Origin of the sequence: Streptomyces sp. ISL-10 (genome assembly GCF_018614575.1) — a bacterium.
Classification (GTDB): domain Bacteria; phylum Actinomycetota; class Actinomycetes; order Streptomycetales; family Streptomycetaceae; genus Streptomyces.
Genome location: NZ_JAGGOJ010000017.1, coordinates 254,178 through 275,321 on the forward strand (window position 1 = coordinate 254,178; position 21,144 = coordinate 275,321).

The following is a 21,144-nucleotide window of genomic DNA, read 5'->3' on the forward strand; positions in this document are numbered from 1 at the left end:
TGCTGAGCGGATCCTTCGGCCACCGGACCCTCGGAAGGAGAGCACGGCAACGACCAGCGGTCTTTGGCTTCTGTGGAAGAGTACGGGAACGGCTCGCGGTCAGGCAAATCGGCTCATCGCCGACCGGGGGCCCGCCCCGATGGACGGGCCCGCAAGGCCGGTGCCACGAGGCTGCCTGGCGCGACTCCGGCGGCCGCGGGCTGCCTGCCGCGAGGGGACCGGCTAGGACGCGGCAGCGTCCGCCCCTTCGCCCTCGCCGGCTGCCCCGTCCTCACCGAGGCCCTCGAGCATCTCCATCAGGTCGACGGTCTCGCTCGCCGGCGGTGCCTGGACGGACGCCTTGGCGCCGTAGTCCGAGTAGTCGGCGACCATCTTGACGACACCCTGCGGGCTGTCCATGCCGACGTCCATGCGCGCCGGATAGCCGTCCTCGTTGACCCAGACCTCGATGTCGTAGCTCTCGATGCCGGACTTCTCCACGCCGGCGAGGAGATCCTTGCGCTCCTTGTCGGAGAGCACGTCCAGGGCCTTGTTGGCGTCCAACATCTCGGCGACGGTGAGCGAGCCCTTGTAGTGCTGGGTCGCGACCCCGTCGATCTTCTCGGCGCCGACGTGCTTCAGGTTCGGCGAGTCCAGCAGGATGGCGAGCTGCTGAGCCGGGTCCTGGTTCATGTTCTCCAGGCCGCCGGTCATCTGCTTCTGGAGGGCCTTGTCGCCGGACATCTCCGCGATGGCGCCGAGGTCCATCTTCATCCAGCGCTTGCCGTCCATCTCCGCCGCCCTCTCGGCGCCCACGTCCATGTACATGACGTTGTCGAGCCAGACCATGCGCATCTGCTCGGGAGAGTCGGGAGCGCTCTGGAACGCCTCGCCCTTCATCGTCATGTCCATCATCGTGGGGTCCCAGCCCATGACCCCGGTCATCTCCATGTCGCCGCCGCCCTCGGCTCCGGCGGGCATCGACAAGGTCATGTGGACCTTCGCCGATTTGGCCTCGGCGGTCTTCTTGTAGGTGGCGGTGAGCACCTTCGTGACGTCCGAGCGGGACGGCGACTTCGGCGCGTCCCCCGCCTTCGGCTCCCCGCCCTGACATCCGGCCGCACCCACGAGCACGGCAACCGCCGTCGCCGAAACGCCCACGCGCCTGATTGTGGACATGGTCATTCCCCACCCCTGTTGTCGTTTTGCGATCTCTTGAACCGTAACGCACAGCGCCGACAGGCCACCCACGAAAAAACCGGCCCCCAGGGGCTCCGAAGAGCACTGGGGGCCGGTTTCAGACGCGAGACCCGCGACTGCCGTCAGACTCAGACGGCGGCCGGGTCCTCCTCGACGAGGAGGTTGCGGGTGCGGTTCGAGTCCAGCGGGATGCCGGGGCCCATCGTGGTGGTCAGGGTCGCCTTCTTGATGTAGCGGCCCTTCGCGGCGGACGGCTTCAGACGGAGGATCTCCTCCAGAGCCGCGGCGTAGTTCTCGACCAGCTTCGTCTCGTCGAAGGAGACCTTGCCGATGATGAAGTGCAGGTTCGAGTGCTTGTCGACGCGGAACTCGATCTTGCCGCCCTTGATCTCGTTGACGGCCTTGGCGACGTCCATCGTGACGGTGCCGGTCTTCGGGTTCGGCATCAGACCACGCGGACCGAGCACGCGGCCGAGGCGGCCGACCTTGCCCATGAGGTCCGGGGTGGCGACAACGGAGTCGAACTCGTTCAGGCGCTGGCCCTTGGAGATCTCGTCGATGAGCTCGTCGGAGCCGACGATGTCGGCGCCCGCGGCACGCGCGGCCTCGGCACGGTCACCGGTCGCGAAGACCAGGACCCGGGCGGTCTTACCGGTGCCGTGCGGAAGGTTCACGGTGCCACGGACCATCTGGTCGGCCTTGCGCGGGTCAACGCCCAGACGGAAGGCGACCTCGACAGTGCCGTCGAACTTGGTGGCGGCGGTGTCCTTGGCGAGACGAACGGCCTCGAGCGGGGCGTAGTTGCGCTCCCGGTCGATCTTGGCGTCCGCAGCGCGGAGAGTCTTGCTGCGCTTCACTTCTGCTCCTGATGTGTTGAGCGTGGAGTCGTGGTGCGGGCCAGCGCTTGGCCCTACCACTGAGGTCAGACGGGGACTGTCAGCCCTCGACCGTGATGCCCATGGAACGGGCGGTACCGGCGATGATCTTCTCGGCGGCGTCCAGGTCGTTGGCGTTCAGGTCGGGCATCTTGGTGGTGGCGATGTCACGGACCTGGTCGCGCGTCAGCTTGGCGACCTTGGTCTTGTGCGGTTCGCCGGAGCCCTTGTCCACACCCGCGGCCTTGAGGATCAGCTTGGCGGCCGGCGGAGTCTTGGTGACGAAGGTGAAGGAACGGTCCTCGTAGACCGTGATCTCCACCGGCACGACCATGCCACGCTGCGACTCGGTCGCGGCGTTGTAGGCCTTGCAGAACTCCATGATGTTGACGCCGTGCTGGCCCAGGGCGGGGCCGACCGGCGGAGCCGGGTTGGCCGCACCGGCCTGGATCTGGAGCTTGATAAGCCCCGTGACCTTCTTCTTCTTGGGAGGCATTGCTCTCTCCGGGTCCTAGTGAGAGTTTTCAGCACCCCAACCGATCATCCGGATGGAGGCATACCGCACAACGATAACGGGTATCCATGCGCGGCCAAAAACCGAGCAGGTCAGACAGCCTGCGAGAGGCGGTCTGACCTGTTCGGAAGCAGTGGGTCCGAAAAACGTCAGTTCTTCTGGATCTGGTCGAAGCTGAGCTCGACCGGGGTCTCGCGGCCGAAGATCTCGACAAGGCCCTTGACCTTCTTCGAGTCGGCGTTGATCTCGTTGATCGTGGCCTGCAGCGTCGCGAACGGGCCGTCGGTGACGGTGACCGAGTCGCCGACCTCGAAGTCCAGCACCTGGACCTCGACCTTGCGGGCCGGAGCCGGCTTGCCCTCGGCCTCGGCGGCCTCGCGGGCGGCCTTCTCCTCGGCCTCCGGGGCGAGCATCTTGACGATCTCGTCCAGGGTCAGCGGGTACGGGTCGTAGGCGTTGCCCACGAAGCCGGTGACACCGGGGGTGTTGCGTACGACGCCCCAGGACTCGTTCGTCAGGTCCATGCGGACGAGCACATAGCCGGGCAGCTTGTTCTGCCGGACGTTCTTGCGCTCGCCGTTCTTGATCTGGACGATCTCTTCCTCGGGGACCTCGGCCTGGTAGATGAAGTCCTCGACGTTCAGCGAGACGGCACGCTGCTCCAGGTTGGCCTTCACGCGCTTCTCGTAGCCCGCGTAGGTGTGGATGACGTACCACTCGCCGGGCAGCCCGCGCAGCTCGTCACGCAGAGCGGCGACCGGGTCCGCGGGAGCCTCGGGCTCAGCCTCGGCCTCTTCGGCGTCCTCGGTCTCCACGTCGGCGTCGACCTCGTCCGCAGCCTCGGCGTCGGTCTCGTCCTCCGTGTGCAGCGCGGCTTCCTCGGCCGGCTCGCCGGCGGTGTCGTCGGCAGCTTCGGCCTCGTCCGGGTCCACACCGTCTGCCGCCTCGACGATGTCGAGCTCGTCCTCGGCGGACTCGAAGCTCTCGCCGGACGTGGCGGAGTCGTTCAGGTTCGGGTCAGACACGGTGGCTGCTTCTTCCTGGATACAGATGGGGTGGAACAATGCGAAAGGGGCGCCGATTCCGGCGCCCTCCGCGGATCAGCCGAAGACGTACTTGACTGCTTCCTGGAAGCCATAGTCAATCACGGTCACGAGGCCGATCATGATGACGACGAAGACGATCACCACGGTGGTGTAGGTCGTCAGCTGGTTGCGCGTCGGCCAGACGACCTTGCGCAGCTCAGCGATGATCTGGCGATAGAAAAGCCCGAGACGGCCCAGCGGGCCCTTCTTGCCGCGCTTTCCGCCCTTACGGGACTTCTTCTTCGACTCCGGCGACTCGTCCTCGGCATCAGGCATGTCGATGGAGCCCACGGCGTCCGTCACGATCTCTCACCTGATTCCGGGTCGTGGCCGTGCCGCGCCCGGTGGAGCCGCACGGCGGTGCATAGAAGTACGTACATGCGCACACAGCCTGGCGAAGGTGTGTGTAGCAGGGCCGGAGGGACTTGAACCCCCAACCGCTGGTTTTGGAGACCAGTGCTCTACCAATTGAGCTACGACCCTTTGTGGTTCCCCCAACCTACCGCATCCGGCCGGGTGCACTAAGTGCCCGGTGCGGATGTGGCTGGTGAAGGCCAACGACCAGTGAGTGTACGTGTTCCCAGGCCCGTCGTCGAACACAATGCCCTCGGGTCCACTTCTGACCACTGTTGTCCGCTCCGCGAAACCTGTGTGCCGCCTCCGTTCGCCGTCTGCGAGCATGGGCGGCATGAGCGCTGCAACCCCTCCCACCGAGCGCCGGGTCTCCGCCCGCATCGGCGCGATCTCCGAGTCCGCGACCCTCGCCGTCGACGCCAAGGCCAAGGCCCTCAAGGCCGCCGGGCGTCCGGTGATCGGCTTCGGCGCGGGTGAGCCCGACTTCCCGACGCCCGACTACATCGTCGAGGCCGCCGTCGAGGCCTGCCGCAACCCGAAGTACCACCGCTACACGCCGGCCGGCGGTCTGCCCGAGCTGAAGAAGGCCATCGCCGCCAAGACGCTGCGCGACTCCGGCTATGAGGTCGACCCCGCCGAGATCCTGGTGACCAACGGCGGCAAGCAGGCCATCTACGAGGCCTTCGCCGCGATCCTGGATCCGGGTGACGAGGTCATCGTCCCGGCGCCGTACTGGACGACGTACCCCGAGTCCATCCGCCTCGCGGGCGGCGTCCCGGTCGAGGTCGTCGCCGACGAGACCACCGGATACCGCGTCTCGGTCGAGCAGCTGGAGGCCGCGCGTACGGAGCGGACCAAGGTCGTCCTCTTCGTCTCGCCGTCCAACCCGACCGGGGCCGTCTACAGCGAGGCCGACGCCCGCGCGATCGGCGAGTGGGCCGCCGAGCACGGCCTGTGGGTGCTGACCGACGAGATCTACGAGCACCTGGTCTACGGCGACGCGACGTTCACCTCGCTCCCCCAGCTCGTGCCGGCGCTCCGCGAGAAGTGCATCGTCGTCAACGGTGTCGCCAAGACGTACGCCATGACCGGCTGGCGCGTCGGGTGGATCATCGGCCCGAAGGACGTCGTCAAGGCCGCGACCAACCTGCAGTCGCACGCCACGTCGAACGTCTCCAACGTGGCTCAGGTGGCCGCCCTCGCCGCCGTCTCCGGTGACCTGGACGCCGTCGCGGAGATGCGCAAGGCCTTCGACCGCCGCCGCCAGACCATCGTGAAGATGCTCAACGAGATCGACGGCGTGGTCTGCCCGACCCCCGAGGGCGCGTTCTACGCGTACCCGTCGGTCAAGGGGCTGCTGGGCAAGGAGATCCGCGGACAGCGTCCGCGGACCTCGGTGGAGCTCGCCGCTCTGATCCTCGACGAGGTCGAGGTCGCGGTCGTCCCGGGCGAGGCCTTCGGCACCCCCGGCTACCTGCGTCTTTCGTACGCACTCGGCGACGAGGACCTGGTCGAGGGCGTGTCCCGGGTCCAGAAGCTGCTCGCCGAGGCCCGCGACTGACCCGGCCCCGTGCGGTACGGGCCCCCGGCTTCGGCCGGGGGCCCGTTTCTGTGTTCGAGCAAGAACCCGATCGGGGAAAACGGCTGACCGGGACGGGTTTCGTGCGGCAGGATCCCCGAATGGAGCACGTACGAGACGTCAGCCTGCTGCCCAAGGCCCATCTGCACCTGCACTTCACCGGGTCGATGCGGCACGCCACCCTCCTCGAACTCGCCGACAAATACGGCGTGCACCTGCCCGAGGCGCTGACCGGAGGCGAGCCGCCCAAACTGCGCGCCACGGATGAGCGGGGCTGGTTCCGCTTCCAGCGGCTGTATGACATGGCCCGCTCCTGTCTGCGTGAGCCGCAGGACATCCAGCGGCTGGTGCGCGAGGCGGCCGAGGAGGACATCAGGGACGGCTCCGGCTGGCTGGAGATCCAGGTCGACCCGACGTCGTACGCGCCCCGGCTGGGGGGCCTGATCCCGGCACTGGAGATCATCCTCGACGCGGTGGACAGCGCGTCGCGGGAGACCGGTCTGGGGATGCGCGTCCTGGTCGCGGCGAACCGGATGAAGCACCCGCTGGACGCCCGCACCCTCGCACGGCTCGCCGTTCGCTACGCGGACCGGGGCATCGTCGGGTTCGGGCTCTCCAACGACGAGCGCAGGGGCATGGCGCGGGACTTCGACCGCGCCTTCGCCATCGCCCGCGAAGGCGGCCTGCTGGCGGCCCCGCACGGCGGCGAGCTGACGGGTCCCGCCTCGGTACGGGACTGCCTCGACGATCTGCACGCCACCCGCATCGGCCATGGCGTGCGCGCGGCGGAGGACCCGCGGCTGCTGCGCAAGCTGGCCGAGCGCCAAGTGACCTGCGAGGTGTGCCCGGCGTCGAACGTGGCGCTGGGCGTGTACGAGAAGCCGGAGGACGTACCGCTGCGGACGCTGTACGACGCCGGGGTCCCGATGGCGCTGGGTGCGGACGACCCGCTGCTGTTCGGCTCCCGACTGGCGGCCCAGTACGAGCTGGCCCGCCGCCATCACGGCTTCACGGACGCGGAACTCGCGGAGCTGGCCCGCCAGTCGGTGCGCGGCTCGGCGGCGCCGGAGGAGGTCAAGGAGAAACTGCTCGCCGGGGTCGACGACTGGCTGGCCGGCCCGGGGGGCTGAAGGGGCGGTTGAACGGCCCCGAGACTCTCCGTCCGGCCGTCGCCGGGCGGGACGCGGTGCTGTCGGGCTCGGCCCCGCAGGAAGACCGACGCCGCAATCGCGGCCCGGCTGACCCGGTCGGTGCCGGCCGCGATGGAGGCCGAGCAAACCCGCCGGCTACTCGTTGTCAGCGGCGCCACTGCGCGTGGCGGCGGAACGGGAGCCGCTGCTGGACCGCGCCGATGTCCCTGATCAGCTCGGTGCTGAAGGACATCTTCACGGACCTGCGAGGTCATGGAGAGCGAGTCGGCGCGCAGCGCCACGGACTGGACGGCCGTGCGGCCGCCCCGGCTGCTCGACAAGCCGCTACCGCACGGTCGTCGGCGGCAACCCGCCCAGCTCCCGGACGATCGGCCCCGGGGACGGGGACGTCGCGCACGCGGTGCTCGCGGTGACCGGTGACCCCGCGACGGTCGGGCAGGGCGACGGCGTCGCGTACTGACGCGCCCGAAGACCGGCGCGGGGAAGTGTGCCGGAGGCCGTGAGATTGGGGGACGTCCCACGCCGGAGGTCGTGGGGGCAAAGCGTCGCGGGCCAGGCGACACCTCGCGGGACACGGCCTGGCTAGAGGCTGACGCCGACCGTCACGGGCTCGTTGACGAGGGTCACGCCGAAGGCGTCCCGGACCCCGGCCACCACTTCGCGGGCCAGCGCCAGCAGGTCCTCGGTGGTGGCTTCGCCCCGGTTGGTGAGCGCGAGGGCGTGCTTGGTGGAGATCCGCGCCGGGCCGGAGCCGTAGCCCTTGGTGAAGCCCGCCCGGTCGATCAGCCATGCGGCGGAGGTCTTGGTGCGGCCGTCGCCGGCCGGGTAGGCGGGCGGGGCGACGCCGTCGCCGAGCCGGTCGTGTACGCGGCCGAGGAAGGTCTCGTACTCGGCCGCCGTGAGGATCGGGTTGGTGAAGAACGAGCCCGCCGACCAGGTGTCGTGGTCCTCCGGGTCCAGCACCATGCCCTTGCCGGCGCGCAGCCGGAGCACGGTCTCTCGGGCATGGGCCGCGGGGACCCGGTCACCGACCTCGACGCCGAGAGCCCTGGCGGTCTCGGCGTACTTCACGGGGGCGGACAGACCGCCCGCGTCCTCCAGCGCGAACCGGACGCGCAGCACGACGTAGCGCTCGGGGTGCTCCTTGAAGCGGCTGTGCCGGTAGGAGAAGGCGCACTCCTCGTTGGCCAGCGTCACGGTCTGCCCGGTGACGCGGTCGTAGGCGACGACCTCGGTGATCGTGCCGGACACCTCCTGGCCGTATGCGCCGACGTTCTGGATCGGGGTGGCGCCCGCCGAGCCGGGGATTCCGGCGAGGCACTCGATCCCGGCGAGGCCCGCTTCGACGGTGCGGGCGACCGCGTCGGTCCAGACCTCGCCCGCGGCCAGCTCCAGCCGCGTCCCGTCGAGCGCGAAGCCTCGGGTGGCGATGCGCAGGGCGGTGCCGTCGAAGCCCTTGTCGCCGATGACCAGGTTGCTGCCGCCGCCGATGATCAGCAGCGGGGTGCCGCTGCCGTCGGCCTCGCGGACGGCGGCAATCACCTCGTCGTCGGTGGTGGCCACCACCAGGCGGGTCGCGGGACCGCCGAGCCGGAAGGTGGTCAGGGGGGCGAGGGGGGCGTCGTGAAGTTCCTGCACGGGGACAAGGGTACGGTCCGTGGCCGCGCCGCTCGGGCGGGGCCACGGACCGGGGGCGTACGGGACGGGGCCGTAGCGGGGCGGACGGGGCGTGGTCAGACGGCAACCCGCTCCGGCTCCGCGACCGTGTCGCTCTTGGCCGGCGGCTCACTCGCCGCTGAGTCGCTTCCCGGTGAGTCGGGCGTGGTCCGCCCGCGCGGGATCATCAGCGCGACGAGGGCGGCCACGGCCACCACCGCAGCGCCGATCCAGAGAGCGGGAACGGTGCCGTCGGTGAACGCCTGGGCCGACTCGTAGCCTCCTCGGGCCGCGAAGACCGCGCCGAGCACGGCGATGCCGAGGGCGCCGCCGACCTCGCGCAGCGCGTTGTTGGCACCGGAGGCGATGCCCTGTTCGGCGGGCCGGACGCTGGACATCACGACGCTGGCGGCCGGGGCGAAGTACAGGGCCATGCCGACGCCGCCGAGGATCAGTGCCGGCAACTGCGCCGCGTACGAGACGCCGGGCTCGAGGACCAGGGCGAACAGCCCGAGCCCCACGGCCTGCAGTGCGAGGCCGGCGGCGACGACGGGACGGCCGCCGATCCGGTCGGACAGGTAGCCCGCGACGGGCGCGACGAGCAGCGGCATACCCGTCCAGGGGAGCATCCGCAGGCCTGCCTCGGTGGGCGAGTAGCCCGCGACGCCCTGCAGGAACTGGCTGAGGAGGAAGATCGACCCGAACATTCCCAGGAACATCAGCAGACTCGCGATGTTGATCCCGAAGAAGGCACGGTTGCGGAACAGCCGCATCGGGAGCATGGGCTTGGCAGCCGCATGACCGTGCCACACGAAGGAGACCAGCAGCACGGCGCCGGCTATCAGGCCGAACAGGACGCGGGTACTGGTCCAGCCGTGGGCGTTTCCGTTGACGAGGCCGTAGACGATGCCGAAAAGGCCGCCGCTGACCAGCAGCGTGCCGGGTACGTCCAGGCGGGCGTCGGGGGCGTACGACTCGGCGAGACGCAGCCGGGCGAGGGGCAGCAGTGCCAGGCCGATCGGCACGTTCAGCCAGAAGATCCACTGCCAGGCGATGTGTTCGGTGAGGCTGCCGCCGATGAGCGGACCGCTGGCGACGGCGAGGCCGGTGACGGCGCCGAAGATCCCGAGTGCCGCGCCTCTGCGGGCGGCCGGCACGGCGGCGGTGAGGATGGTCAGCGTGAGCGGCATCATGATCGCGGCCCCGACGCCCTGGACCGCGCGGGCGGCGACGAGGGCGTCGATGCCCGACGCGAGTGCGGCGGCGGCGGACGCGCCGGTGAAGATCGTCAGGCCCGCGAGGAACATCCTGCGCCGGCCGAAGCGGTCCCCGAGTGCGGCGCCCAGCATCAGCAGGACGGCGAACGTGAGCGTGTAGGCGTTCACCGTCCATTCCAGGTCTTCGAGCGCGCCGCCCAGGTCCTCCCGGATGGCAGGGAGGGCGGTGGTGACGACGAGGTTGTCCAGGGCCGCCATGAAGCCGGCGACGCTGGTGATCACGAGGGCCCAGGCGGCACTGCCGCGGGGTGCGGGCGGATTCTGTTTCACTGCTCCCCTAGAGGGTTAGTTATCGATGACTAACTTTCACGGGCAGAGAAGAGCGCTGATCGCGCTCCGCGCCGGATCACTCCCCGGCAGGGCGCGTGACGTGGAAGCCCGACCAGATGCGGTGATCGGCGGGAAAGCCCATGGACACCAGAACGTTGATCAGCATCCCGTAGGCCAGGAACGTGGTCGTCTCCTTCACGTCCGCACCGAGGTGCAGATGAATCGCGTCCCACAGCTCCAGCCACCCGGCCCGCACCTGCTCGCCGAACGCGTGGTCACCGGCGGCCTCGGCCGCCGCCACCGCGACGTGCGTCTGCATCTGCATGAGCAGCTTGTCGGGGTCGTCGGCGATCAGACGCTGATAGGCGCCTGCCATCGCATCCAGGGCCTCCTCCCCCGTGCGCCCCTCGGCGGCCTCGTCGAAGACGCGGCGGGTGTCGGCGAGGCACCGCGTGGACGCGGCGAGGAAGATGGCCTGCTTGTTCGGGAAGAGACGGAACAGATACGGCTGGGAGACACCGACCCGCTTGGCGATGACCTCGGTCGACGTCCCCTGATAACCGGCGCGGGCGAACTCGGTGATCGCCGCCTGCACGACGCTCTCGCGCCGCTCCTCCGCACTCATCCTGACCATGGAAGCCAAGTTAGTGACCAATTACTAATCTGGTCAACCCTGAAGGCACATGTCCTGGTGACACATATAAGGAGCGCTCCCAGGTCAGGGGTGTGCCTGCCGTAAGGGGCGCCCTACTCGGAGGAGCGCCCCTTACCGCTGCCGTGCCGCTCAGGCGAGCTGGACCACCGCGCGGGACATGCCGAGCACCTTCTGCCCACCGCTCGTGGCCGTCAGGTCCACCCGCACCCGCTTGTCGTCCAGGAGCGCCGCGACCTTGCCGCTGACCTCGATGACCGCGCCCTTGTCGTCGTTCGGCACGACGACCGGCTTGGTGAAGCGCACTCCGTACTCGACCACCGCGCCCGGGTCGCCCAGCCAGTCCGTCACCACACGGGCCGCCTCGGCCATCGTGAACATGCCGTGCGCGATCACGTCCGGCAGCCCGACCTCGACGGCGAACTTCTCGTTCCAGTGGATCGGGTTGAAGTCGCCGGAGGCACCCGCGTACTGCACGAGCGTGGCACGGGTCACGGGGAAGCTCTGCGCCGGCAGCTCCGTGCCGACCTCGACGTCCGCGTAAGAGATCTTCGCTGCCATCACGCCTCCTCGGCGGCGCGCGCCACCAGCTTGGTCCAGGCGGTCACGACGTGCTCGCCCGCCTCGTCGTACACCTCACCGCGGATGTCGAGAACGTCGTTGCCCGCGAGGGACTTGATCGACTCGATGGTCGAGGTGACCGTCAGCCGGTCCCCCGCCCGCACGGGGCGCCGGTAGGCGAACTTCTGGTCGCCGTGCACCACTCGGCTGTAGTCCAGCCCCAGCTGCGGGTCCTGCACGACCTCGCCGGCCGCCTTGAAGGTGATGGCGAACACAAAGGTCGGCGGGGCGATCACATCGGCGTGCCCGAGCGCGGCGGCCGCCTCCCGGTCGATGTAGGCGGGATTCGCGTCTCCCACCGCCTCGGCGAACTCACGGATCTTCTCCCGGCCCACCTCGTACGGCGCGGTGGGCGGATAGGTCCGCCCGACAAAGGACTGGTCGAGCGCCATGGACTGGCTCCCTCCTGCTTCGATCCCACTACTGGGGATCCCACTACTACGGGACTGCCGCGTGATCCCGCCGAGCTACCGCGTGATCCCACCGCCGGAGTGCCGACGTGACGGCGATAAACGACACGAGGCCGCCCCCATCGGGGACGGCCTCGTGTACGAGCCTGATTCAGCGCGTTTCGCGGTGCGCCGTGTGCGAGTTGCAGCGCGGGCAGTGCTTCTTCATCTCAAGACGGTCCGGGTTGTTGCGCCGGTTCTTCTTGGTGATGTAGTTCCGCTCCTTGCACTCCACGCAGGCCAGCGTGATCTTCGGGCGGACGTCGGTGGCAGCCACGTGAGTGCTCCTTGGACGGACGGATGGACGGATGAACGCAGAAAAGAGTAGCCGATCGAAGGACCGACCCCACAATCGGCTACTGTGTGTAGCGGTGACCGGACTTGAACCGGTGACACAGCGATTATGAGCCGCTTGCTCTACCGACTGAGCTACACCGCTTTGATACGGAGTCCCTCACCCGAAGGTGAGGGCTACCGCACCAGAGCCCCAATACGGAATCGAACCGTAGACCTTCTCCTTACCATGGAGACGCTCTGCCGACTGAGCTATTGGGGCGAGCGATGAAGACATTACACGGTCGCGCGCCGATCGCCCAAATCCGTTTCCCACGCCTCTGTCCGGGCCCTCGGCCGCGCGGCGCCTCCGGTCAGCACTCCCGCCCCACGCCTCAGCGACGCCCCCTGTGCCACCCGGGTGGCACCCACGGCCACGCCCCCGTTGCCCCGCTTGCTCCCCCGCGCCCCGGACGTCCCGTACGCCACATGCGACCACACCGGTACGACTATTGCGCTCTTCCTCGAAGCCCACTGCGAGCCGCCCTAGGCTCGACTCACGCTGCGTGATCCTCTCCGGTTCCTCCGGCCCCGGTCCCCGGCCCCGACCCCCGGGAAAGCCGATCCCCGCCGGTGCCTACACCCCGAGCCCGACCGCCCCCACAGGAGCGCGATGCCCGACAGCCAGCCGCAGCCCCCCGACGGCGCGACCGCGGACTCCACAGCGCTGCTGCTCTGCGGCGCCCGGCTCACGGACGGCCGCATCGTCGACGTACGGCTCGGCGGCGGCCTCATCGAGGCGGTGGGCACCGCCGGCAGCCTCCCCCCGCACGCCGCCCGTCTCGACCTGCGCGGCTTCCTGCTGCTCCCGGCGCCCGCCGAGCCGCACACCCACGGCGACACGGCGCTCAGTGCGGAGTACCCGGGCCCGGTCTCGTACGACCCCGACGACATCCAGCGGCGCGCCACCGAGGCCGCTCTGCTGCAACTCGGGCACGGGGCGACCGCGCTGCGCTCCCATGTGCGCATCGGGGACGTGCAGGGGCTCGGCGCCCTGGAGGCGGTGCTGCAGGCGCGGTGTTCGCTGCGCGGCCTCGCCGATCTGACCACGGTCGCCGTGCCCCGGCTGCTGACGGGCGTCGCGGGTGCCGAGGGCCTGTCCGTGCTGCGCGACGCGATGAAGATGGGCGCCGGGGTCGTCGGCGGCTGCCCGGACGCCGATCCCGACCCCACCGGCTACACCGAGACGGTCCTGGAGATCGCCGCCGAACACGGCTGCCCGGTCGACCTGCACACCCATGGCGACGACCCGGCCCGGCTCGCCCGGCTGGCCGCCATGGCCGGCGGGCTGCGCCCGGGCGTGACGATCGGCCCCTGCGCCGGACTCGCCAGGCTGCCGCGCGACATCGCCGCCCGTGCCGCCGACCAACTGGCCGCCGCCGGCGTCACGGTGGTCTCACTGCCCCAGGGCGGCTGCGCGGGCGTCGAACAGCGGGGCAACGCGCCCGTGCGGCTGCTGCGCGCCGCCGGCGTCACCGTCGCCGCGGGCAGCGGCGCCTTGCGCGACATCGTCGCCAACCCGGTGGGGCGGGGAGATCCGCTGGAAGCCGCCTACCTGCTCGCCTCGCAGGGCGGGATGCGGCCGACGGACGCGTACGACCGCGTGGCCGGCACCGCCCGCAGGGTGATGGGCCTGCCCGAGGTACGGGTCGAGGCGGGATTCCCCGCGGAGCTGCTCGCCGTGCGCGGTGAGCTGATCTCGGGCGTGCTGTCCCTCGCGTACAGCCGGATCGTCATCCACCGCGGCCGCGTAGTGGCCCGCACCAGCGCCGTACGCGAATACTGCGACTCGGCGGCGGCCGTCGCGCTCGAACTGCCGCGCCAGGGGCGGCCGGACGGCTGTCCCTGAGCGCAGGCCGCGTTTCGGACGTACGGTCGTAGGCATGCGCATTGTCATCGCTGGTGGACACGGTCAGATCGCGCGCCGACTCGAGCGGCTGCTCTCCGCGGGCGGGCACGAGGTGGCGGGCATCATCCGCAACCGGGAGCAGGGCGACGATCTGCGGGAAGCGGGAGCCGAACCGGTTCTGCTCGATCTGGAGTCGGCGTCGGTCGAAGAGGCCGCCGCGGTGCTCCAGGGCGCCGACGCGGCGGTCTTCGCGGCAGGCGCGGGCCCCGGCAGCGGCATCGCACGCAAGGACACCGTCGACCGCGGCGCCGCGGTACTCTTCGCCGACGCGGCGGAACGAGCAGGCGTACGGCGGTACATCGTCGTCTCCACGATGGGCGCGGACGCGCGACACGAGGGCGACGAGGTGTTCGACGCGTATCTGCGGGCCAAGGGCGCCGCGGACGATTACGTACGCGGCAAGTCCGGCCTCGACTGGACGATCCTGCGCCCTGGAACGCTCACGAACGACGCCGGCAACGGGCTGGTGCGACTGGAGGCGTCCACGGGACGGGGCTCGGTACCGCGGGACGATGTAGCGGCGGTGCTCGCCGAGATGACCGAGTCAGCGGCAACGGCGGGGCTGACGCTCGAACTCGTCAGCGGCTCGGTCCCGGTGACGGTGGCCGTGAAGGACGTCGCCGGCAACTGACGCGCCATCGACCGATCCCGGCCGATGAATTCCCCACACCCGCAAGGTCATTGATGTCATGAGTCAGCAGACACCAGAGATCAGCCCCACGGTCGTGGAACGCGGCGAACAGCTCTACGCCTACATCCGCGGTTCCGTCCGGATGGACGACTTCGCCGTGATCGCCGACCGCCTGCCCGAACTGATCGGCTGGCTGAACGCCCGGGGCGCCGGTTTCGCGGGGGCGCCGTTCTTCCGCTTCGACACCGTCGCCATGGGTGCGGAGTCGGTGGTCGAGGCAGGCATGCCGGTGACGTCGATGCCGGAGCCGGAGGGCGACATCGGCATGGCCCTGCTCCCGGCGGGCCGCTATGCGACGGTCCACCACCTCGGCCACCCGGACCAGCTGTCCGACGTGGTCGCGGCCCTGCACGCGTGGGCGGTCCGGGAAGGCCTGACCTGGGACATGACCGAGGTCGACGGCGTGGAGCACTGGGCGTGCCGCCTGGAGTCGTACCTGACCGATCCCCGCCTGGAGCCGGACCCGTCGAAGTGGGAGATCGAACTGGCCTTCCGCCTGGCGGATCGGGTGGACTGAGCACACCGAGCGCACCTGAGCGCACCGAGCCGGGGCGGCGTCTGCATGCGCGGACGCCGCCGGCGACGGAGACGGCCCGAGCCCTTTCACGTACCCGGATCCTGACCGTGCTGCTGCTCCCAGCGCTCCCGCTCGGCCGCGAGCCGGGCCCGGAGGACGTCCGTCGTGTCGGCGTCGTCGACGAGCGGCAGCCGCAGGCTCTTCGATCCGCCGCAGCCCCCATGTCGGCGTTCGCTTCACAGCGCACCGCGCGGTACACGTGGACGTGCACCACGCACCACGGCCGGCCTTGCGGGAGTGTCATGGAGTGGTGTTGCCGCCTCGGCCGAGATACTTCAGGAACTGTCGCTGGTCGTCCAGGAATCCGTCCGCGAAGAGCGAGCGCGGGGAGAAGAGCGCGGTGAGCGTAATCTTGGGGTCCGAGCGTTCGACGGACTGCTTGAGCAGTGAATGGGTCGCGTCCGGGTACCGCTTGGCTTCCAATGCACCGCCCGCGTCCAGCACCTTGCGGTAGACGCGCTCCGTGTCGGCGGTGTCCACGTTGATGTCATGGCCCGCGAGAGTCAGCAGCACCGGCACCCCGCGCAGGGCACGGAGGTCCTGCGTGGCGTCCGCGGTGTAGTTCTTGGAGATGAAGCCCCAGCGGCCGGCCGTCATGCCGTCCGTGTCGCCGCGCATGGCCTCGACGTACTCCTCGAAGGTCGCGTGGCGTGCCAGCAGCCGGCGGGTGGTGTCGCTCTTGGCGATCTCGGCCTTGGTGCGGGCCGGCGACGCGCCGTCGGCCCGCAGCTCGGCGAGGAGGTTGTAGCGGCCCTGCTGGAGCCAGTTGATCGCGGGCGAGACGGCGATGACGAAGCTCACCGGCGTCTTGGCGGCGACCTTCGGCAGGACCCAGCCCGCCTGGCTGGCGCCCCAGAGCCCGATCCGGTCGCCGTCGATATCCGGACGGGCGCGCGCCCAGGCGATGGCGGCGGATGCCTCGTCGGCCCGGTCGTCCATGGACTGGTCGAGCCAGTCGCCGGGTGCGCCGGCGACCCCGGGCTTGTCCCAGGACAGGGAGGCGTACCCCGCCTTGGCGTTCGCTTCCCACAGGGGCTTGTAGCCGTCGTCGTGAGTGGCGTCGATGGGGCCGTCGCCGTGGACGTACACGACCAGGCCGTGGCGCTTTCGGCCGTCCTCGGGGGTGGCCAGTACGCCGTTGAGGGTGTGGCCGCCGTGGCGGATCGAGACCCGCTGCTCGTGCATGTCGTAGGAGTGCTGCCACAGCACCACACCGACGAGCCCGGCGGCCACGACCAAGGACGTGACGAGTGACCACACGGCGATGCGGAGCCCGCGCCGTCGGGGCTGGATCTTTGGACACATGGGATCTGACCGCCTCTGCTCGGGTTCACGCTCCACTTGAAACTATCATTGCTGGAACGGTCGTCGCGAGAGTGATAGTTTTGAGCGAAGGTTGCAGCGAGAAGGGGGCACGGCATGGGACTGGACCCGACTGATACCGGCACGGGACCGGTGACGGTCCGGCGGGGCGTTCCGGCCGGCGCCGAGCGGCAGGCGGCCGAGCTGTACTGGGGTGCCTTCGGCCGTAAACTCGGCCCCGCCCTGAACCCGCCGGACAAGGCGGTGCCCTTCATCGCCGCCCACCTGAACGCCGATCGCGCGGTCTGCGCGCTCCTCGACGGACAACTCGTCGGCCTCGCCGGCTACCAGCTCGGCGGCCGGGCCCTCACCGGCGGATCGGCGGCTGCCGTGCTGCGCACGTACGGACACCTGAGAGGACTGCACCGACTCCTGATCCTCGCCCTGTTCGAACGCCACCCGGCCCCCGGGCAACTCGTCATGGACGGCATCGCCGTGGACGCGGGCCTACGCGGCCGCGGCGTCGGGAGTCTGCTCATCGAGGAAGTGGCCGCCGTCGCGGCGGAGCAGGACTGCCGGGAGATCAGACTGGACGTGATCGACACCAATCCGCGCGCCAGAGCCCTCTACGAGCGGCGCGGCTTCACGGCCGTACGGACCGAGCACACGCCTTACCTGCGCAGACTGCTGGGATTCGGCGCGGTGACCACCATGCACCGCCCCGTCGAGGCGAAGGGGCCGAGAGGACTGCGCACGCCATGAGCGACCACATCGAGATCCCCACCCGCATGCTCGTCCACGCACTGATCCGCGAGGACGGCACGGTCAGCGCGGACGAGCTCTACACCGTCGCCGCGACCCTCGGCATGAGCGACCAGCAGGTACGGCTGTGCGTCAAACGCCTCGTGGCCGAGAGCCGGTTCACCCACGAAGGCCGCGGCCGCAAAGCACTGCTGCACGCAACCGAAGCCACCACACACGCCCTGGCCCCCAACGAGGACTTCCTGCGGCACGCATTCCGCCAGGACGCCGGGCTCGCCCCCTGGGACGGCGTCTGGCACCTGGCCGCCTTCGCCGTGCCCGAATCGGCACGCACGGCCCGCGGCGCCCTGCGCGAGACGCTCGTCCACCTCGGGGGCGCGCCGCTCCAGGGCGGACTGTACGTCTGCGCCAACACCTGGGAACCGTACGTCGAAGACGCGGCCCACCGCCTCGGCGCCCACGGCGCGCTCACCCTCCTCACCACGACGGACCTGCGCAGGGGCGACATCCAAGAGCCTGCCGAACTCGCCCGCCACCTGTGGCCCCTGCAGGGGATCGCCGACCGCTACCACCGCCTCAGCCGCATCGCCCAGCCCCGCCTCGACCGGCTCACCGGCCCTGCCGGACTCTCCCCCTCCGCGCTCCTCACCATCGCGGTCGAGCTGGCCGCCGAACTCACCCGCGCCATGGAGCCCGACCCGCTGCTGCCGCCTCAGCTCCTGCCCCAGCCCTGGCCCGGCACCCAGGCCCGGGAGCTCATCGCCGGGTGCTGGGCAGCCCTGCACGAACGCGACCATGGCGAAGCCCGCCCGGCCCTCTTCCGCCTCTACGCCGACATCACCCGCGAAGCAGCGGACCGGGCCACGCGCTGAAAACGGATCAGACGGCGCAGGTCATGCCGGGGGAAGGCGCCGAGAGAGCCTTGCTGTCCAGGGCGTGTTCGGCATGCCGGTCATGATCCGGCAGCCATCGGGGGCGGCACCGGTGCACCGTGACGAACGCCGGCAGTTCGAGGCGAGCGCCCATGCGCGTGCACCCTGGCGCGCGGACCCGCCTCCTGGACACCTACCAGGCGCGGCCGGCGCGGACCGGGGGCCGGGGCCGGGGCCGGGGGCTCAACGCGGAACACTGCCGGGCCGCCTCACGCACTCGCATCGGGCATGACTGCTGCCGCATTTAATCGAACAGGCGTATGATTCTGGTCATGGCCGGAACCGACTTCCCCGACGACCTGCGCGCTGCGCAGATCCGCCTTCACCAGGCGACTTCCGAGCTGGCCGCCCTCTGCCGCACCCTGCCGTGGAGCGTGGAACCCATGGCCGGCTGGCCCGGCACCGAGCACCCGCACACCGGCGAGGTCACCGGTGGCCGGGAGAGCAGCCCCGGCTGGAGCAACGAGCAGAAGCAGGCGGTGAAGCGGCTGCGGATGGAGTGCACCGACCTGTCCGTCCGGATCGCCTCGCATCCGTACTGGCAGACGCTGGACGGCGAGGAGCGGGTGAAGGCCCGCAGCGTGCTCAGGGCCGAGACGCGGCCGTCGGCGGTGCCGACGGTCGACGTCGACACCGCCGCCTGACCGCACGTCTGCTGGTACGGCTATGTCGGATCTGCCGCCTGATCTGCCCCGGCTACGCACCCTGGAGACGTGGCTCGTCATGACCCTCCAGCGGGTGCGAGAGCGGATCAACGCGGTCGAGCAGCGGGAGGCCGAGCGGCAGCGCGGTGCCGCTCACCGGCCGACGCAACCGGACTGGGTTCTGGAGATGGGCATCGGCCGCGATCATCTGCCCGTATACGTGCACGTCGGCGGCTGCCACATGACAGGCGGGCGCAGCGCAGGCGTGCCGCGGCAGACGGCGGTGCGGGCGCTTGCCGAGGGTGTCGAGGCATGCCCGCACTGCCGGCCGGACACGGAACTCGGGGTGCTGGACTAGGAGGCAGACTTCCGTCGGCTGCTCGTCTTCTTGGCCGCGGTCTTCTTCGCGGCCGTCTTCTCCGCGGCCGTCTTCTTCGCGGGGGCCTTCTTCGCGGGGGCCTTCTTCGTCTTCTTCGCCGCCTTCTTCTCGGACATGTCGTGCACCGTGGCGTCCTCGCCCCTCGACTCACGTGCCGCCTCCACGCTCGCGTTCAGGGCGGCCATCAGGTCGACGACCTGCCCGCCCGGCTCCGGAGCCTCCTCGGGCTGCGGCGGCTTCTTCCCCTCCGCCTTCGCGGAGATGACGTCTTCGAGGGCCTGGCGGTAGTGGTCGGTGTAGGCGGGCATGTGGTCCTCGGACATCGCGTCCATGAGCCTCATCGCCTCGTCGACCTCCGAGTCACCCAGTTCGACGGGCGGCGGGGCGACCTCGCCGGAGTCCCGGATCTCGTCGGGCCAGTGCATGGAGTGCAGAACGAGCGCGTCGTCTTTGACCCGCAGGAGCCCGAGCCGCTCGCGGCCGCGGAGCGCGAACTTCGCGACGGCCACCTTGGAGCTGCGCTGGAGGGCCTGGCGCAGGAGCTTGTAGGGCTTGGCCGCGACTTGCCCGTCGCCGGCCAGGTAGTAGCTGTCGCCGATCCGCACGGCATCGATCGATTCGGCGGGCACGAACGCCACGATTTCGATCGCCTTCGCGGTCGGCAGCGGCATCTCCTCGAGGTCCTCGTCCCGCACGGGCACGAGAGTGTCCTTGGAGACCTCGTAACCGCGGATGATCTCGTCGTCGGACAGCTGCTTGCCGTCCAGCTCGCAGATCTTCCGGTAGCGGATCCGGCCGCCGTCTTCCAGGTGGATCTGCCGGAAGGAGATGTTGTGGCTCTCGGTGGCGGGCACGACCTTGATCGGGATCGTGACCAGCCCGAAGCTGATCGCGCCGGTCCAGATGGGACGGGGCATGACGAGACCTCCACGATGAGCCCCGAGCATGGCCAGCCTACGGTGATCGGCAGCGCGAGGCAGACCATCTCTGGTTCAACAGCCATCGGTCGGCGGGCAGTCGGGACACCGGTGCTCAGCGCTGCCCGGCCTGTTCTTGCTGGTCAGAGACCTATCCAAACAGCGCTGGCAGCAGCGCCAGACTTATCCACACCGATGAGAACCGCGGGCATCTCTCCGGCCGGAGGGGTGCCCGCCCCCACAGAAGGCCCCTGGACCGGCCGAGCACGAGCGGTTTACTACCTCGACCATGCCGCGGACTTCGTCTCAGCGGCCTGGCCGGGAGAACATGCTGCCGCTCGATTCTTCGTCTCGACGGGCCGAACGTGCTCATCCTCGCCGAGCGGGCGGTGACGGAGGACGAGGATGAGCAGCTCGGCAGGGACCTGCGGCTGCTGCTGGACTCCCCGCTCCCGGCTACGGTCATCCACGCCGTGCGGGCTGGCCGCCGTACGCAGATGCTTCGACCCGGTCGAGGACGGCACAGCATGCGGGCGTGGCCGCGCCGAGTATCGGACGTACGCCCACCGCCGAGGCCGGAGCCGGCCGGAGCCGGCCGGGTCCGGCGACGGCAGCCCAGGTCGGTGACGCGCCCGCTTTCGCGGATGTGATGACACGTCTGCGAGTTCCCCTCCGCCGTGGACCGCCCCGGACCAACCGGATCTGGTCCCGGCCGACAAGGCGTACCCGTCCCGCGCCATCCGCGAGCACCTGCGCAAGCGCGGTGTCCGGGCGTGGTGATAGCCGTTCCGGCGGATCAGCGGGCCACCGGCTGCGTCGGGGCAGCCGGTGGCGGCAGGCCACCTGCCTTCCGCCGCGAGGCCCACAGCGCAACACCGTCGAGCGGTGCATCAACCGCCTCAAGCCGTGGCGCGGCATCGCCACCCGATGGGAGAAGACCGCGGACCTCTACCTGGCGGACTCCACGTCGTCGGGCATCTCCCTCTGGTCAAACCGGTGATCCAAACGAAGCCGGCTAGTGTCCTGCGCCAGTAGT

23 protein-coding genes, 3 tRNA genes and 1 pseudogene are annotated in these 21,144 nt (G+C 70.1%); 10 read left to right on the forward strand and 17 right to left on the reverse strand.

Translation table 11 applies throughout. From position 1 onward, the window contains the following. Positions 1-222 precede the first annotated feature (222 nt). From J7E88_RS22065 to J7E88_RS22090, 6 genes are all read right to left on the reverse strand, one after another. Positions 223-1,164 carry a DUF4412 domain-containing protein gene (locus J7E88_RS22065; RefSeq protein ID WP_215183687.1) on the reverse strand — a complete coding sequence of 314 codons (942 nt, stop codon included), beginning with the start codon at positions 1,162-1,164 and terminating at the stop codon, positions 223-225. Between the two features lie 143 nt (positions 1,165-1,307). Further along, complete coding sequence (gene rplA / locus J7E88_RS22070; protein WP_215183689.1) at positions 1,308-2,036, reverse strand: 50S ribosomal protein L1; 729 nt, start codon at positions 2,034-2,036, stop codon at positions 1,308-1,310. 79 nt (positions 2,037-2,115) lie between these two features. Next, positions 2,116-2,550: a 50S ribosomal protein L11 gene (gene rplK / locus J7E88_RS22075; RefSeq protein WP_003956479.1), complete on the reverse strand. Its 435-nt coding sequence runs from the start codon at positions 2,548-2,550 to the stop codon at positions 2,116-2,118. A gap of 167 nt (positions 2,551-2,717) precedes the next feature. Beyond that, entirely contained in the window at positions 2,718-3,593 is an 876-nt protein-coding gene (gene nusG, locus J7E88_RS22080; RefSeq protein WP_215183691.1) for a transcription termination/antitermination protein NusG, read from the reverse strand. Between the two features lie 75 nt (positions 3,594-3,668). Then, the gene (gene secE, locus J7E88_RS22085; RefSeq protein WP_215183693.1) at positions 3,669-3,956 is read right to left on the reverse strand and encodes a preprotein translocase subunit SecE; all 288 of its coding nucleotides are present in this window, start codon (positions 3,954-3,956) and stop codon (positions 3,669-3,671) included. Between the two features lie 107 nt (positions 3,957-4,063). Next, positions 4,064-4,136: transfer RNA gene (locus J7E88_RS22090), tRNA-Trp, on the reverse strand. Between the two features lie 205 nt (positions 4,137-4,341). Here J7E88_RS22090 and J7E88_RS22095 point away from each other — a divergent pair. The 3 genes and pseudogenes from J7E88_RS22095 to J7E88_RS37465 all read left to right on the forward strand — a co-directional run. Continuing rightward, positions 4,342-5,568 (forward strand): pyridoxal phosphate-dependent aminotransferase, encoded by a 1,227-nt coding sequence (locus J7E88_RS22095; protein WP_215183695.1) that lies wholly within the window; start codon positions 4,342-4,344, stop codon positions 5,566-5,568. Between the two features lie 119 nt (positions 5,569-5,687). Then, the gene (locus J7E88_RS22100) at positions 5,688-6,716 is read left to right on the forward strand and encodes an adenosine deaminase (RefSeq protein ID WP_215183697.1); all 1,029 of its coding nucleotides are present in this window, start codon (positions 5,688-5,690) and stop codon (positions 6,714-6,716) included. A gap of 5 nt (positions 6,717-6,721) precedes the next feature. Further along, positions 6,722-7,197 (forward strand): annotated as a pseudogene (locus J7E88_RS37465) (NAD(P)H-binding protein); the annotation flags it as partial. 122 nt (positions 7,198-7,319) lie between these two features. Here J7E88_RS37465 and J7E88_RS22105 read toward each other — a convergent pair. The 8 genes from J7E88_RS22105 to J7E88_RS22140 all read right to left on the reverse strand — a co-directional run bounded on the left by J7E88_RS22105 (position 7,320) and on the right by J7E88_RS22140 (position 12,218). Beyond that, the gene (locus J7E88_RS22105; RefSeq protein WP_215183698.1) at positions 7,320-8,375 is read right to left on the reverse strand and encodes a UDP-N-acetylmuramate dehydrogenase; all 1,056 of its coding nucleotides are present in this window, start codon (positions 8,373-8,375) and stop codon (positions 7,320-7,322) included. A 95-nt stretch (positions 8,376-8,470) separates the two neighbouring features. Next, positions 8,471-9,940, reverse strand: a complete 1,470-nt coding sequence (locus J7E88_RS22110; RefSeq protein ID WP_215183700.1) for an MFS transporter — start codon at positions 9,938-9,940, stop codon at positions 8,471-8,473. A 76-nt stretch (positions 9,941-10,016) separates the two neighbouring features. Beyond that, positions 10,017-10,574, reverse strand: a complete 558-nt coding sequence (locus J7E88_RS22115; RefSeq protein WP_215183702.1) for a TetR/AcrR family transcriptional regulator — start codon at positions 10,572-10,574, stop codon at positions 10,017-10,019. Between the two features lie 150 nt (positions 10,575-10,724). Then, positions 10,725-11,153: a MaoC family dehydratase gene (locus J7E88_RS22120; protein WP_215183704.1), complete on the reverse strand. Its 429-nt coding sequence runs from the start codon at positions 11,151-11,153 to the stop codon at positions 10,725-10,727. Further along, positions 11,153-11,605, reverse strand: coding sequence for a MaoC family dehydratase N-terminal domain-containing protein (locus tag J7E88_RS22125; RefSeq protein ID WP_215183706.1), 453 nt, complete (start codon positions 11,603-11,605; stop codon positions 11,153-11,155). The genes J7E88_RS22120 and J7E88_RS22125 overlap by 1 nt, the downstream gene beginning before the upstream one ends. A gap of 169 nt (positions 11,606-11,774) precedes the next feature. After that, on the reverse strand, positions 11,775-11,939 hold the full coding sequence (rpmG, locus tag J7E88_RS22130) for a 50S ribosomal protein L33 (protein ID WP_003956487.1): 165 nt from the start codon (positions 11,937-11,939) through the stop codon (positions 11,775-11,777). Positions 11,940-12,028: 89 nt separating this feature from the next. After that, a tRNA-Met gene (locus tag J7E88_RS22135) sits at positions 12,029-12,101 on the reverse strand. Between the two features lie 44 nt (positions 12,102-12,145). Next, positions 12,146-12,218 (reverse strand) — tRNA-Thr (locus J7E88_RS22140). Positions 12,219-12,608: 390 nt separating this feature from the next. On the opposite strand from J7E88_RS22140, the gene J7E88_RS22145 reads away from it, so the two are divergent. The 3 genes from J7E88_RS22145 to J7E88_RS22155 are packed head-to-tail and all read left to right on the forward strand — an operon-like array spanning position 12,609 to position 15,112. After that, entirely contained in the window at positions 12,609-13,844 is a 1,236-nt protein-coding gene (locus tag J7E88_RS22145; protein WP_215183708.1) for an amidohydrolase family protein, read from the forward strand. Positions 13,845-13,878: 34 nt separating this feature from the next. Then, entirely contained in the window at positions 13,879-14,535 is a 657-nt protein-coding gene (locus J7E88_RS22150) for an SDR family oxidoreductase (RefSeq protein WP_215183710.1), read from the forward strand. Between the two features lie 58 nt (positions 14,536-14,593). After that, positions 14,594-15,112 carry a GyrI-like domain-containing protein gene (locus J7E88_RS22155; RefSeq protein WP_215183712.1) on the forward strand — a complete coding sequence of 173 codons (519 nt, stop codon included), beginning with the start codon at positions 14,594-14,596 and terminating at the stop codon, positions 15,110-15,112. A 300-nt stretch (positions 15,113-15,412) separates the two neighbouring features. Here the strand turns inward: J7E88_RS22155 and J7E88_RS22160 are convergent, their stop codons facing one another. After that, positions 15,413-16,477, reverse strand: coding sequence for a S9 family peptidase (locus J7E88_RS22160; protein ID WP_215183714.1), 1,065 nt, complete (start codon positions 16,475-16,477; stop codon positions 15,413-15,415). 114 nt (positions 16,478-16,591) lie between these two features. On the opposite strand from J7E88_RS22160, the gene J7E88_RS22165 reads away from it, so the two are divergent. After that, positions 16,592-17,236 (forward strand): GNAT family N-acetyltransferase, encoded by a 645-nt coding sequence (locus J7E88_RS22165; RefSeq protein WP_215183716.1) that lies wholly within the window; start codon positions 16,592-16,594, stop codon positions 17,234-17,236. Continuing rightward, positions 17,233-18,108: a PaaX family transcriptional regulator C-terminal domain-containing protein gene (locus J7E88_RS22170; protein WP_215183718.1), complete on the forward strand. Its 876-nt coding sequence runs from the start codon at positions 17,233-17,235 to the stop codon at positions 18,106-18,108. The genes J7E88_RS22165 and J7E88_RS22170 overlap by 4 nt, the downstream gene beginning before the upstream one ends. A gap of 7 nt (positions 18,109-18,115) precedes the next feature. Here the strand turns inward: J7E88_RS22170 and J7E88_RS22175 are convergent, their stop codons facing one another. Further along, complete coding sequence (locus J7E88_RS22175; protein ID WP_215183720.1) at positions 18,116-18,262, reverse strand: hypothetical protein; 147 nt, start codon at positions 18,260-18,262, stop codon at positions 18,116-18,118. Between the two features lie 178 nt (positions 18,263-18,440). Between J7E88_RS22175 and J7E88_RS22180 the strand changes: the two genes are divergently transcribed. Together J7E88_RS22180 and J7E88_RS22185 are read left to right on the forward strand one after the other, a co-directional pair. Further along, entirely contained in the window at positions 18,441-18,812 is a 372-nt protein-coding gene (locus J7E88_RS22180) for a hypothetical protein (RefSeq protein ID WP_215183722.1), read from the forward strand. 22 nt (positions 18,813-18,834) lie between these two features. Further along, the gene (locus J7E88_RS22185; protein ID WP_215183724.1) at positions 18,835-19,170 is read left to right on the forward strand and encodes a DUF6233 domain-containing protein; all 336 of its coding nucleotides are present in this window, start codon (positions 18,835-18,837) and stop codon (positions 19,168-19,170) included. Here J7E88_RS22185 and J7E88_RS22190 read toward each other — a convergent pair. Continuing rightward, a complete protein-coding gene (locus J7E88_RS22190; RefSeq protein WP_215183726.1) occupies positions 19,167-20,108 on the reverse strand; it encodes a Ku protein in 942 nt (313 codons plus the stop codon). The two genes, J7E88_RS22185 and J7E88_RS22190, sit on opposite strands and share 4 nt — an antisense overlap. Positions 20,109-21,144 lie beyond the last annotated feature (1,036 nt).